13 protein-coding genes are annotated in these 13,074 nt (G+C 60.4%); 12 read left to right on the top strand and 1 reads right to left on the bottom strand.

The annotated features are described in order from the left end of the window. Positions 1-33 precede the first annotated feature (33 nt). The 5 genes from surE to rlmD all read left to right on the top strand — a co-directional run bounded on the left by surE (position 34) and on the right by rlmD (position 5,528). Positions 34-771, top strand: a complete 738-nt coding sequence (surE, locus tag AKL28_RS09620; protein ID WP_050467904.1) for a 5'/3'-nucleotidase SurE — start codon at positions 34-36, stop codon at positions 769-771. Continuing rightward, on the top strand, positions 768-1,769 hold the full coding sequence (locus tag AKL28_RS09615) for a protein-L-isoaspartate(D-aspartate) O-methyltransferase (RefSeq protein WP_050467903.1): 1,002 nt from the start codon (positions 768-770) through the stop codon (positions 1,767-1,769). The genes surE and AKL28_RS09615 overlap by 4 nt, the downstream gene beginning before the upstream one ends. A gap of 223 nt (positions 1,770-1,992) precedes the next feature. Continuing rightward, the gene (locus AKL28_RS09610) at positions 1,993-2,964 is read left to right on the top strand and encodes a peptidoglycan DD-metalloendopeptidase family protein (RefSeq protein WP_050467902.1); all 972 of its coding nucleotides are present in this window, start codon (positions 1,993-1,995) and stop codon (positions 2,962-2,964) included. Positions 2,965-2,967: 3 nt separating this feature from the next. Next, positions 2,968-3,987, top strand: a complete 1,020-nt coding sequence (gene rpoS / locus AKL28_RS09605; RefSeq protein WP_050467901.1) for an RNA polymerase sigma factor RpoS — start codon at positions 2,968-2,970, stop codon at positions 3,985-3,987. A 179-nt stretch (positions 3,988-4,166) separates the two neighbouring features. Beyond that, the gene (rlmD, locus tag AKL28_RS09600; RefSeq protein ID WP_050467900.1) at positions 4,167-5,528 is read left to right on the top strand and encodes a 23S rRNA (uracil(1939)-C(5))-methyltransferase RlmD; all 1,362 of its coding nucleotides are present in this window, start codon (positions 4,167-4,169) and stop codon (positions 5,526-5,528) included. 65 nt (positions 5,529-5,593) lie between these two features. On the opposite strand, the gene AKL28_RS09595 is transcribed toward rlmD, so the two are convergent. Beyond that, complete coding sequence (locus AKL28_RS09595) at positions 5,594-6,286, bottom strand: Bax inhibitor-1/YccA family protein (RefSeq protein WP_050467899.1); 693 nt, start codon at positions 6,284-6,286, stop codon at positions 5,594-5,596. A 236-nt stretch (positions 6,287-6,522) separates the two neighbouring features. Between AKL28_RS09595 and ndk the strand changes: the two genes are divergently transcribed. From ndk to AKL28_RS09565, 7 genes are all read left to right on the top strand, one after another. Beyond that, positions 6,523-6,948 (top strand): nucleoside-diphosphate kinase, encoded by a 426-nt coding sequence (gene ndk / locus AKL28_RS09590; RefSeq protein WP_050467898.1) that lies wholly within the window; start codon positions 6,523-6,525, stop codon positions 6,946-6,948. 96 nt (positions 6,949-7,044) lie between these two features. Further along, complete coding sequence (gene rlmN, locus AKL28_RS09585) at positions 7,045-8,217, top strand: dual-specificity RNA methyltransferase RlmN (RefSeq protein ID WP_050467897.1); 1,173 nt, start codon at positions 7,045-7,047, stop codon at positions 8,215-8,217. After that, complete coding sequence (locus tag AKL28_RS24380) at positions 8,214-8,537, top strand: hypothetical protein (RefSeq protein ID WP_156226284.1); 324 nt, start codon at positions 8,214-8,216, stop codon at positions 8,535-8,537. The genes rlmN and AKL28_RS24380 overlap by 4 nt, the downstream gene beginning before the upstream one ends. Next, positions 8,530-9,612 (top strand): helix-turn-helix domain-containing protein, encoded by a 1,083-nt coding sequence (locus AKL28_RS09580; protein ID WP_050467896.1) that lies wholly within the window; start codon positions 8,530-8,532, stop codon positions 9,610-9,612. Before AKL28_RS24380 ends, AKL28_RS09580 begins: the two co-directional genes overlap by 8 nt. Before the next feature lie 4 nt (positions 9,613-9,616). Beyond that, positions 9,617-10,888: a flavodoxin-dependent (E)-4-hydroxy-3-methylbut-2-enyl-diphosphate synthase gene (gene ispG / locus AKL28_RS09575; protein WP_050467895.1), complete on the top strand. Its 1,272-nt coding sequence runs from the start codon at positions 9,617-9,619 to the stop codon at positions 10,886-10,888. Between the two features lie 136 nt (positions 10,889-11,024). Further along, the gene (hisS, locus tag AKL28_RS09570; RefSeq protein ID WP_050467894.1) at positions 11,025-12,386 is read left to right on the top strand and encodes a histidine--tRNA ligase; all 1,362 of its coding nucleotides are present in this window, start codon (positions 11,025-11,027) and stop codon (positions 12,384-12,386) included. A 25-nt stretch (positions 12,387-12,411) separates the two neighbouring features. Then, entirely contained in the window at positions 12,412-13,056 is a 645-nt protein-coding gene (locus AKL28_RS09565; RefSeq protein WP_050467893.1) for a YfgM family protein, read from the top strand. Positions 13,057-13,074: the final 18 nt, after the last annotated feature.

The raw sequence follows: 13,074 nt of genomic DNA, 5'->3' as shown, positions 1-13,074 counted from the left end.
TTTTGCCCCCAGGCTTCGGTTAAAATGCAGCCAATGAAAATCCTGATCAGCAACGACGATGGCTACCTCGCGCCAGGCATCAACGCCTTGGCTGAAGTGCTTGCGCCCATCGCCGACATCACTGTCGTCGCGCCCGACAGCAACCGTTCCGGCAGTTCCAATTCGCTCACCTTGGATCGCCCGCTCTGGGTGGAACAAGCCGCCAACGGTTTTTATTACCTGAACGGCACGCCTTCCGATTGCGTCCATGTGGCATTGACCGGGTTGCTCAAGGAACGGCCCGACCTGATCGTCTCCGGCATCAACCAGGGCCAGAACATGGGCGACGATACGCTGTACTCGGGTACGGTCGCCGCAGCGACCGAAGGTTTCCTGTTCGGCATTCCTTCGATTGCCTTTTCGCAATTGCACAAGGGATGGGCCGAACTGAAAGCGGCGGCGCGTATTGCGCGTGAAGTGGTCGAGCGCCAGTTCGACTCGTTGCCCAAGCCTTACTTGCTTAACGTGAATATCCCCAATCTTCCCTACGAAGAATTGAAAGGCTGTGTCGCAACGCGCCTAGGCAAGCGCCATACGTCCGAACCGGTGCACAAGCTGACCGATCCGCATGGACGCGACCTGTATTGGATCGGCCCGGCGGGGGCGGCCAAGGATGCAGGTGAGGGCACCGATTTCCATGCGACTTCGAATGGTTATGTATCGATTACGCCGTTGCAGATCGACCTGACCCACAACGCCCAACTGGATAACCTGAAGAAAGCGCTTGCATGAGCGACAAGCAGAGCCGCTTTCCGCTGAGCCTGTCCTCGGTGGTCGACAAGAAAAAGAACGGCGCTGCTTCCGCCAAGACGGCGGCCAATGGCGCGCGTGCGCAAGCTACGACGCAGACGGCCGCCAAGAATGCGGCGCTGTCTTCGCAGCGGGCCGAACGCTCTGCGCCCAAACCGCTCAATCCGGTGCAGCAAGGCTTGTCCCAGGCGTTGCGTTCACAGCCGGCGCCGCTGCCGGTAACGTCCCGGCCACAGACGGCGGCACAACCGCTGCTGAGCGCCGCTCCGGCGCCAAGGACCGCAGTCAGGAATGTGATGACGGTCACCCAGACCAACAATTCCAGCCATGCGTCGCCGCTGGCATCGGAAGCGGTGCGCCGTGCGATGGTAGCGCGTGTGGCCAAGCAAGGCGTGGCCGACGCCAAGGTACTGGCTGCACTGGAGGCGGTGCCGCGCCATATGTTTGTCGAGCCGGGGCTGGCCAGCCAGGCATATATCGACGCCTCTTTGCCGATTGGGCACCATCAGACCATTTCCCAGCCTTACATCGTGGCGCGCATGATAGAAATCATGCGCCAGAACAATAAGGGAGGCCGGCTGGACCGCGTGCTGGAAATCGGCACCGGCTGCGGCTACCAGGCTGCAGTGTTATCGCGGGTGGCGGGAGAGGTGTATTCGATCGAACGCATCAAACCGTTGCATGAACTGGCCAAGAACAATCTGCGGCCGTTGAGGGTGGCAAATATCCGCTTGCATTACGGAGATGGTATGCTTGGCTTGCCCCAAGTTGCGCCGTTCGACGGCATCATTCTGGCTGCTGCGGGCCTTGAGGTACCGCAAGCTTTGCTGGAGCAACTGGCAGTGGGCGGCCGGCTGGTGGCGCCCGTAGGCGGACGCCAGCAGGTGCTGGAACTGATTGAGCGGACAGGCCAGTACGAATGGCGCCGCACGACCATGGAGCAATGCCATTTCGTGCCGCTGCGACCGGGAACGGTATAAATCCGAACCGGTGTATCGGTGTCTTATTGGCTCGTTATAGGATGGATTGGCGCCGGTATCAAGATCGGCAACGGATTGCCGAAACAGGCATGCTGCAATCGGGCAATGATGGTGAAGTGACAATGCAGCCGGCAAGTATGCGGTTGCGGCTTATGTTTCCCTGGATGAACTTCTCACGCTGGCTGCGGGTCAACTAGCGTTGTACAAAATTTAATGTAAGAGCATGAAGAAAATTCGTTTGGCTGTGTTGGGGAGTGTCGTAGGGATTTTGGCTGCTTGCAGCTCGACACCCAATCAGCAGGCGCCGGTCGTCGAGCGCACCAGCAAACCGGCTGAAGTTGCGTCGGCAGCAGCCCCTGCGGCAGCGGTGCCGGCCGGGCGCGGCTATTACACGGTGAAGAAGGGCGATACCCTTTATCGTATCGCGCTTGAATCCGGCCAAAGCTATCGCGACATCGTTACCTGGAACAATCTGACTAACCCGAACGACATCAAGGTCGACCAGGTGTTGCGCGTGGCGCCACCTGATGGTGCGGGTGGCCAGGCCCAGACGACGGCTGTGGCGCCGGTGCCGGCCTCGGGCATCGAAGTCAAGCCGTTGGGCGCGCCCGGTGCGGCGGCGCCGGCAGCGGCAGCATCTGCCGCTTCGAATAAGACCGGCCCGCGCGGCGACAAGCGGGCCTATTCTGAAAGCGCATTGGCTGAACTGGAAAAGCCGGACTCGGCAAGTGCGCCGGTAGCAGCAGCTGCTGCTGCCGCACCTGCGGCGCCGGCCAAGGCGGAGCCAGCACACCCTGCGGAGAAACCGGCGGCTGTGGCGACCGATGACGAAGGGGTGTCCTGGATGTGGCCGGCCGATGGCAAGGTCGTCGGTACTTTCGACGGCGGCAAGAAGGGCCTGGACATCGCAGGCAAGTCCGGCCAGCCGGTGCTGGCTGCCGGCGCGGGCAAGGTCATGTATGCCGGCAGCGGCATCCGTGGCTACGGCAACCTGGTGATCATCAAGCATACGAACAATTTGTTGTCGGCTTATGCACACAACAAGACCATCCTGGTCAAGGAAGGACAAAGCGTCACCAAGGGGCAGCGGATTGCCGAGATGGGCAATTCCGACAGCGACAGCGTGAAACTGCACTTTGAAATTCGTCAACAGGGTAAACCTGTCGATCCTTCCAAATACTTACCGCCACGTTAGCGTATGACAAGCAATCGCCGCGATCACTTGCCAGACCAAGATCCTCCCAGTGAGGACATCGACGATCCCATCGAGGAAGTCGATGAACCGGAAGTGATCGATGGCGATCCTGCTGCCGCAGTGGAGCAGCAGGAGCCCGTGGTGGCCGAGGGCGTGGACGAGCTGAAGAAAGTGCTCGCCGCCGAGCTTTCCACCGACACCACCCAGCACTACCTCAACAAGATCGGCGCCAAGCCGTTGCTGACGGCGGCCGAGGAGCTGCACTACGCCACATTGGCCAAGCAGGGCGAGTTCATCGCGCGGCAGAAGATGATCGAGCACAACCTGCGGCTGGTGGTGTCCATCGCCAAGCATTACATCAACCGCGGCGTGGCCTTGCTGGACCTGATCGAGGAAGGCAATCTTGGCCTCATGCGCGCCATCGACAAGTTCGAGCCCGAGCGCGGTTTCCGTTTTTCGACCTATGCGACCTGGTGGATACGCCAGAGCATCGAACGCGCCATCATGAACCAGGCGCGGACCGTGCGTCTGCCGGTGCATATGGTGCGTGAATTGAACCAGATCCTGCGCGCCAAGTATCACCTCGAGGCCCAGCAGCGCAACGGGCGCGATGCCAGCGCGGAAGATATCGCCCACCTGGTCGAGCGGCCGGTGGAAGAAGTGCAGGATGTGCTGGCCTTGTCCGAGCATGCGGCATCGCTGGATACGCCGCTGGACAACGATCCGCAAGCCAGCCTGATGGATCTGCTGCCGAGTGCCGTGGAAGAGCATCCCGACACCCGCGCCGAAAGCCATGAAATGGCGATCCTGATCAGGGAATGGCTCAAGAGCCTGTCGGAAAAGCAACGTGTGATCGTGGCGCGCCGCTTTGGCCTGGATAACGACGATCCTTCCACGTTGGAGCAGCTTGCGGGCGAAATGGGCATCACTCGTGAACGAGTGCGCCAGGTGCAACAAGAGGCGCTGGTCAAGCTGAAACGGCTGCTGGCATCACGCGGGGTCAGCCGCGACGCCTTGTTCTGAATCGCATTCCCGGCAAATTTATGCGCCCGCTTGTGGCGCAGCATCCCCGGTTCTTTCCATGATTTGGCTGTGCGCGTTGCGCCGGGTGCGCATCGCGCTTCCCTCCTGCAGCCGGATCGCGGACAATACCGCTTTTGTTCTTTGGCAGCGGACATTCGTTCCACCCTGCGGTTTCCTTCATGCAACAAGACATCATCATTGAAATCAAGTCGCTCGATATGGACGGGCGCGGCGTCGGCCATCTTCAAAACGAGGACGGCACCCAAGGCAAAGTGATCTTCGTCGAGGGCGCCTTGCCTGGCGAGCGGGTCAGCTTCAAATCGTTCCGCAGAAAGCCCAAGTGGGAAGCCGCCACCATGACGGCGCTGCACAGCGAATCCTCGCTGCGGGTAAAGCCGCGCTGCGATTATTTTGGCACTTGCGGCGGCTGCGCCATGCAGCACCTGGAGCCGTCTGCGCAAGTGGCGATGAAGCAGCGCGTGCTGGAGGACAACCTTTGGCATCTTGGCAAGACCAAGGCCGAAACCATGCTGCGCCCGATCTACGGGCCGACCTGGGGTTATCGTTACCGCGCCCGCATTTCGGTGCGCCACGTAGCCAAGAAGGGCGGCGTGCTGGTGGGTTTCCATGAAAAGAGTTCGGCCTTCATTGCCGACATGAAGACTTGCGAGATATTGCCTCCCAATGTCTCGGCGCTGCTGGTGCCGTTGCGCGAACTGATCGCGGGCCTGTCGATCCGTGACCGCTTGCCGCAAATCGAACTGGCTGTGGGTGAGGGGGATGGCGGCGCCAAGGTCACGGTGCTGGTGCTACGCATCATGGAAACGCCGAGCGCGGGCGATGAAGCCAGCCTGAAGGCGTTTGCCGACCTGCACAATATCGAATTGTGGTTCCAGACCAAGGGGCCGGATACGGCGGCGCCTTATTATCCGGCGCAGTCGAGGCTGCAGTACACGCTGCCGGAATTCGGCATCCGCATGCCGTTCAGGCCGACCGATTTCACCCAGGTCAATCACCAGATCAACCGTGTCCTGGTGGCACGGGCATTGCGTTTGTTGGATGTGCAGCCGGAAGACCGTGTGGCGGACCTGTTTTGCGGCCTGGGGAATTTCACGTTGCCGATCGCTACCCAGGCGCGCGAAGTGGTGGGTATCGAAGGCAGTACCGCGTTGACGGAGCGTGCGCTGGACAATGCCAGGGTCAACGGGGTATCGGACAAGACGAGTTTCTATTGCCGCAACCTGTTCGAAGCCAAGCCGGAAGATTTTGTGGCGCTGGGCAAGTTCGACCGCATGCTGATCGACCCGCCGCGTGAAGGCGCGCTCGAAGTATGCCGTGCGCTGGTCGAGTTGCCGTCCGAGCAGCAGCATCTCAAGCCCAAGCGCATTGTCTACGTTTCCTGCAATCCCGCGACGCTGGCGCGCGATGCCAGTGCACTGGTTCATCAGGGTGGCTATACCTTGAAGTACGCGGGGGTGGTCAACATGTTCCCGCATACGGCCCACGTCGAGTCGATTGCAGTATTCGATCTGCCGCAGTAAATGTTGATGATGAGGCAATAAAAAAGCCGGCTTGCGCCGACTTTTTTATTGCTGAAAGAATAACCTTAGTTGCGGTTGCCGCCCAGGATGCCCAGGATCGACAGCAGGTTTACGAAGACGTTGTAGACGTCCAGGTAAATCGCCAGCGTGGCCGAGATGTAATTGGTCTCGCCGCCGTTGACCACGCGCTGCACATCAAACAGGATGTAGGCCGAGAAGATCGCGATGGCGATCACCGAGATGGCCAGTTGAAGCGCGGGCATGTGCAGGAAGATATTGGCCACCGAAGCTACCAGGATCACCAGCACGCCGGCGAACAGCAATTTGCCCATGCCGGAAAAGTCGCGCTTGGAAACGGTGGCGATGGTAGCCATGCCGCCGAAGATGATCGCAGTGCCGCCGAAGGCCGTCATGATCAGCGCGCCGCCGTTGGAAAAGCCCAGCGTAAATTCGATCAGGCGCGACAGCATCAGGCCCATGAAGAAGGTGAAGCCTAGCAGCACGGCCACGCCCAGGCCGGAATTCTTCGTCTTTTCAATGGCATAGAAGAAGCCGAAGGCAATCGCCAAAAACAGCACGAAACCGATCATCGGGCTGCCTGTGAACAGGCTGAAATGCAGTTGCACACCCAGCCATGCGCCCAGCACGGTCGGGATCATCGACAGCGCCAGCAGCCAATAGGTATTGCGCAGCACGCGGTTGCGAGAGGCCAAGCCTACGTTCGAATGGCCGAAAGTCGTGTCCAGATGTTGATTCATTTGTCCTCCAATTGCGTTGAAATGCGAGTGACAGCATAGCACGGCGAGTCATGCTTAAGACACGTTGCCGGCCGCTCAAGTTCGAGGCCAGCGCCGGATATCTGCCAAATCAAGCGTAAAGGCCGTCTGCGGGCCTCGAATTGCCATGTTAGTTGATGGTTTCATGCTAAAATACAAGGTTCATTGGATTATCAATTATTGGCTTTAAGCCATTATTTTTATTGGAGTTTTTTCTCATGGCAACTCAACGCACCCTGTCGATTATCAAGCCGGACGCAGTGGCTAAGAACGTGATCGGTCAGATCTACACCCGTTTCGAAAACGCCGGCCTGAAGATCATCGCTTCGCGCATGGCCCAACTGTCGCGCGCTGAAGCAGAAGGCTTCTACGCTGTGCACCGCGAGCGTCCTTTCTTCAAGGATCTGGTGGACTTCATGGTGTCCGGCCCGGTCGTGATCCAGGTGCTGGAAGGCGAAGGCGCGATCCTGAAGAACCGCGACCTGATGGGCGCAACTGATCCGAAGAAGGCAGAAAAGGGCACCATCCGCGCCGATTTCGCCGACTCCATCGACGCCAACGCCGTGCACGGTTCGGACGCTGAAGAAACCGCCAAGGTTGAAATCGCTTATTTCTTCCCAGCACTGAACGTCTATTCGCGTTAATCTGTTTCTGTTTTTAATCGGTTTTCCGGATTTGGGCGGAAACCGGCGCAGCGGTCCTTGCCGCGCCTTTCCGTTCAGGTCCCAGCCGAAGGCATCATGACTACAGCTCTCACCAATCTGCTGGATATGGATCCCGCGCAACTCGTCGCTTATTGCGGCGAGTTGGGTGAGAAGCCGTTTCGCGCCAAGCAACTGCAACGATGGATACACCAGTTCGGCGTCGCTGATTTCGATCAGATGACCGATCTGGCCAAATCGTTGCGCGACAAGCTGAGAACCCGCGCCGAAGTGCGTGCGCCGGCCATCATCAGCGACCATACCTCCACCGACGGCACCCGCAAGTGGCTGGTGGATGTGGGCCAGGGCAATGCGGTGGAAACCGTGTTCATTCCCGAAGAAAATCGCGGCACGCTATGCATTTCCACGCAGGCGGGCTGCGCAGTCAATTGCCGGTTCTGCTCGACCGGCAAGCAGGGCTTCAACCGCAATCTCAGCGTGGCCGAAATCATTGGCCAGCTGTGGATGGCGGAATTCGAGCTGCGCAAGACCAAAGGCATCGAAGGCGGCCCCAAGGGCGAGCGCCAGATCACCAACGTGGTGATGATGGGCATGGGCGAGCCCCTGCTCAATTTCGAGCCGACCGTCACCGCACTGCGCCTGATGCTGGACGACAATGCCTATGGCTTGTCGCGCCGTCGCGTCACGCTGTCGACTTCCGGCGTGGTGCCGATGATCGATAAGCTGTCGCAGGAATGCCCGGTGGCGCTGGCGGTTTCCCTGCACGCCTCCAACGATGCGCTGCGCGATGGGCTGATCCCGTTGAACCGCAAGCATCCGCTGCGCGAGCTGATGGCGGCGTGCCAGCGTTACCTCGAATTCGCTCCGCGCGATTTCATTACGTTCGAATATTGCATGCTGGACGGCGTCAACGACAGCGACACCAATGCCCGCGAACTGGTGGAGCTGGTGACGCAAGGCGATACCGCCATTTCGTGCAAATTCAACTTGATTCCCTTCAATCCCTTCCCGGAGTCGGGATTGAAACGTTCGCACAATCCGCGCATCAAGGCATTCGCGCAGATCCTGATGGATGCGGGCATCGTTACCACCATCCGCAAGACGCGCGGTGACGATATCGATGCTGCCTGCGGACAATTGGCAGGCGAGGTCAAGGATCGTACCCGCGTGCAGGAACGCATGCAGAAGATGGCAGAGTATCAGGGCAAGTTCGGCAAGGATTTTGGCCGTATCGTGGAGATTACCGAGTGACGGCAGGTTTGCTGAATGTTTCTGTCAGCCGTGTCGTGCGAGTCTTCATTGGGGGCGCGATAGTGCCAGTGCCGCGTCTGGGAATGTTGTTTGCCGTTGTCTCCGCAAGGACGCCGGCGGCGCGCTTTTTCGCCGTTGCCGCGCGTCCTTTTGTATTTTTTGTTCAAGGTTTTACGTCCGTTGCGTGCTTCATGCGGCGGGCGATGCAGTTGTCGAATTCCCGGGAGGGGCGCAGCAAGCACTGCGCCGGGACGCTCCAGAAGAATCCGGCATGGGCCGGTTTAAAAAAAGTTTTTCCATGTGGAGCATTTGATGAGTGATCAACAAATGAACGAAGTGCCTTCGCCGCAAGAGGATGTTCAGCCTTCGCCCGCTCCCGCGCTGCCCTTGCCGGGTGCCGTGTTGGCTGCGCAGCGGCAGAAGAAGGGGTGGTCGGTAGAACAGGTCGCGAGTCTGGTCAAGCTGGCGCCGCGCCAGATCCAGGCGATCGAGGAAGATAATTATTCGGTCTTGCCCGGCCTTGCCGTGGCCCGTGGTTTCGTGCGCAGCTATGCCAAGGCGTTGGGACTGGATGGCAATGAGGTGATTGCCGGCATGCCGAAGGAATCGCCGGTGGCGCAGCGCGATCACATCGTGCCGCAGTATTCGCTGTCGACTCCATTTTCCGAAGCGCCTTTGCCTGCAATGATGGGGAGCCGTAGCGGCACCTCGCCGGTGGCGGTGATCATCGGTGCGCTGGTGGTTGCCGCAGCCGCGGGCGCGGCGGCCGTGCGTTGGACCGATGTCGCTGACAATGTGCCTCAATTGGCATGGCTCAAGGTGCATGCGGCGGACTCGTCTGCCGCGCCGGAGGCAGCTCCGGCGTCGGATGCAAATACTTCGGATGCGCCAGCGTCGGACACTCCGGTCAATGCGCGTGTGGAAACGATCGAGCCTGCGTCCGGCGATAGCGCCGATAAGGTGGCCAATGCAGCGCCTGTCGAGCCGGCCAAGGCCGCTCCTGTCGTGCCGGCAACGCCATCCGCATCGGTGCCGGCAAGTGCATCATCCGGATCGGGGGCGTCGGCTGCAGCGGCAGCTGGCCAGCCGTCGCCTGTCGCATCGACGGCGCAGGCAGCCGCCGTGGCGGCGCCTTCCGGCCTGCATATCGTCAACAGCAAGGATTTGTTGCGGCTGACCTTCCGCGAGGATTCGTGGGTGGAAATTCGCCGTACGGACAAGACCACGGTGATTTCGCGCCTGCTCAAGGCGGGAACCACTGAGGCATTCGACGTATCGGATGCTGCAATGCTGGTGATCGGCAACGCCGCCGGTGTCGATGCCACGCTGCGCGGCCAGCCGCTGGACCTGAAACCTACGAACGGCAGCAATGTCGCGCGTCTGAATCTGAACTAACGCCATGTCTTCTTCCCCGATTGCTTCCGGGCCTTGGGCTCGCCGCCAGAGCCGCCGTGTGCTGATCAGCTACGGCGCGCGAGAGATCGCCGTCGGCGGCGGCGCGCCGGTGATGGTGCAGTCGATGACCAATACCGACACCGCGGATGCCATCGGGACCGCAATCCAGATCAAGGACCTGGCGCGTGCCGGCTCCGAAGTGGTGCGTTTGACTGTCAATACGCCGGAAGCCGCTGCCGCCGTGCCGGCCATCCGCGAGCAGCTCGACCGCATGGGCGTGGACGTGCCGCTGGTGGGGGACTTCCATTACAACGGTCATACGCTGCTGACTGAATATCCGGAGTGCGCCAAGGCCTTGTCCAAGTACCGTATCAATCCCGGTAACGTCGGCAAGGGCGCCAAGCGCGACACGCAGTTCGCCCAGATGATCGAGGTGGCTTGCAAGTACGACAAGCCGGTGCGCATCGGCGTCAACTGGGGCAGCCTGGATCAGGCGTTGCTGGCGCGCATCATGGACGAGAATGCCGGCCGCGCCGAGCCTTGGCCGGCGCAGGCGGTGATGTACGAGGCGCTGGTGACTTCCGCCATTGAGAATGCCCAGCGTGCCGAAGAGCTGGGGCTGGCGGGCGACAAGATCATTCTCTCGTGCAAGGTGTCCGGTGTGCAGGACCTGATCGCGGTGTATCGCGAACTGGCGCGCCGCTGCGACTATCCGTTGCATTTGGGCCTGACGGAAGCGGGTATGGGCAGCAAGGGGATCGTGGCTTCCACGGCGGCGTTATCGGTGTTGTTGCAGGAGGGTATCGGCGACACCATCCGTATTTCGCTCACGCCCGAGCCGGGCGGCGACCGCACCAGGGAAGTGGTGGTCGGCCAGGAAATCCTGCAGACCATGGGGCTGCGCAAGTTCACTCCGATGGTGATCGCTTGCCCCGGCTGCGGACGGACCACATCGACCGTGTTCCAGGATCTGGCCGACAAGATCCAGACCTACCTGCGCGACCAGATGCCGGTGTGGAAGGGCAAGTATCCCGGTGTCGAGAGCATGAACGTGGCAGTGATGGGTTGTATCGTCAACGGCCCCGGCGAATCCAAGCATGCCAACATCGGCATCAGCCTGCCCGGCACCGGCGAGTCGCCGGCCGCGCCGGTCTTTATCGATGGCGAGAAGCGGATGACGCTGCGCGGCGAACGCATTGCCGAAGAATTCCAAAGCGTGGTGCTGGAATATGTCCAGACCCGCTACGGCCAGGCGGACCAGAAGGGCCAGGCCTGACCCCGGTTCCATCCGGCCGCGGGAAGGGAAGCGCGGCCATGGCGATACAGTACACTTGCGCCTGCCATGCGCCGTGCATCACGAGCGGCGGCAGGCAATCCAATTTGAATTGAAGACAACACTATCCGGTATCGGTATGTCAGAGCAAAAGAAAGTCGAGAAGATCGTTGGCGTGAAAGGGATGAATGACATCCTGCCCGCCGACGCACCATTGTGGGAGCTGTTCGAGAACACCGTGCATTCCGTGCTCAAGAGCTACGGCTTCCAGCAGATCCGCACCCCCATCGTCGAGCCGACCGCACTGTTTGCGCGCGGCCTGGGCGAGGTGACCGACATCGTCGAGAAGGAAATGTATTCCTTCACCGACTCCATGAACGGCGACAACCTAACCCTGCGTCCGGAAAATACCGCCGGCGTGGTGCGCGCCGCGCTGGAACACAACCTGACCTACGACGGCCCCAAGCGCCTGTGGTACGTCGGCCCCATGTTCCGCCACGAGCGCCCGCAGCGCGGCCGTTATCGCCAGTTCCACCAGGTTGGCGCGGAAGCGGTCGGCTTTACCGGTCCGGACATCGATGCCGAACTGATCATGATGTGCCAGCGCCTGTGGGATGACTTGGGCCTGTCCGACATTCGCCTTGAGCTGAACTCCATCGGCGATGCGGAAGAGCGCAACAAGCACCGCGCCGACCTGATCGCCTATTTCGAACAGCACAAGGAATTGCTGGATACCGACGCCCAGCGCCGCCTGCATTCCAATCCGCTGCGCATCCTGGATACCAAGAATCCGACCATGCAGGAAATGGTCAATGGCGCGCCCCAGTTATTGGATTACCTGGGCGAAGAATCGAAGGCTCACTTCGAAGGCGTGCAGAAGATCCTGCGCCATAACAATATTCCATTCACCATCAACCCGCGCCTGGTGCGCGGCATGGATTACTACAACCGTACCGTGTTCGAGTGGGTCACCGACCAGCTCGGTTCGCAAGGCACGGTCTGTGGCGGCGGCCGCTATGACCCGCTGGTCGAGATGTTCGGCGGCAAGCCGACGCCGGCCTGTGGTTTCGCCATGGGCGTGGAGCGTCTGCTGGAGCTGATGAAAGCCAGCGGCGAACAATATGCGCCCAACCAGTGCGATGTCTACCTGGTTCATCAAGGCGACGATGCGCAGATGCAATCTTTCGTATTGGCAGAGCGTTTGCGGACTGCCGGCCTCGATGTTGTGCTACATTGCGCATCGTCGAACGGCGGTGGCAGTTTCAAGGCGCAGATGAAGCGCGCCGACGGCAGCGGCGCCGCCTTCGCCGTGATCATCGGTGAAGATGAAGTGAAATCCGGCACGGCAACCGTCAAGCATATGCGTGAGGGCAATGCCGAAGATGGCCGGGCCAACCAGAGCAGCATGGCGTTTGATGCGGTGGTTGACTACATCGTCGACCAGATCGTCGATGGCCACGATCATGGACATGATCACGAGCACGTGCACTACCATCCTTAATCGTTAAGACTTTTTGCAGAGTTACATGGCATACGATCTCGAAGAACAAGAACAGCTCGACTCCATCAAAGCATGGTGGGCGAAGTACGGCAATCTGGTCACCTGGCTGGTGATTGTTGCGCTGGCGGCCTACGCCGCCTGGACCGGCTGGAATACCTACCAGTCCCGGCAGGCGGGGCAAGCGTCGGTACTGTATGAAGAGCAGCAGAAGTCGCTGGCGGACAAGGACAATGCCAAGGTGCAACGCACCGCCGCCGACATCCAGGATAAGTTCAGCGGTACCGCCTATGCTGAAATGAGCGCGCTGGTGGCTGCCAAGTCGGCTTTCGACGCCAACGATACGGACGCCGCCAGGAAACAATTGCAGTGGGTGGTCGATCATGGCCGCGGTCCTGAATACAAGGCGATCGCAGCAGTGCGCCTGGCAGGCGTGATGCTGGATGCCAAGGCCTATGACGATGCCCTGAAAGTGTTGTCGGGGGACTTCCCGGCGCAGTTCGCCGGCGCCATCGCGGATCGCAAGGGCGATGTGCTGTTGGCCCAGGGCAAGCGTGACGACGCTCGTGCCGCTTACAAGCTGGCGCTGGAAAAGACCGAAGCCAAGGACCCAAGCCGCCAGCTGATCCAGATCAAGCTGGACGCCATCGGCGGCGAAGCGCCCAAGGCCTGAACCAGATAAGGCATGCGC

Source organism: Herbaspirillum chlorophenolicum (assembly GCF_001189955.1).
In the GTDB taxonomy this organism is placed as follows: domain Bacteria; phylum Pseudomonadota; class Gammaproteobacteria; order Burkholderiales; family Burkholderiaceae_D; genus Herbaspirillum; species Herbaspirillum chlorophenolicum.
The sequence above is the reverse complement of the archived record's forward strand: the minus strand, read 5'-3'. Positions and strand labels throughout refer to the sequence as shown.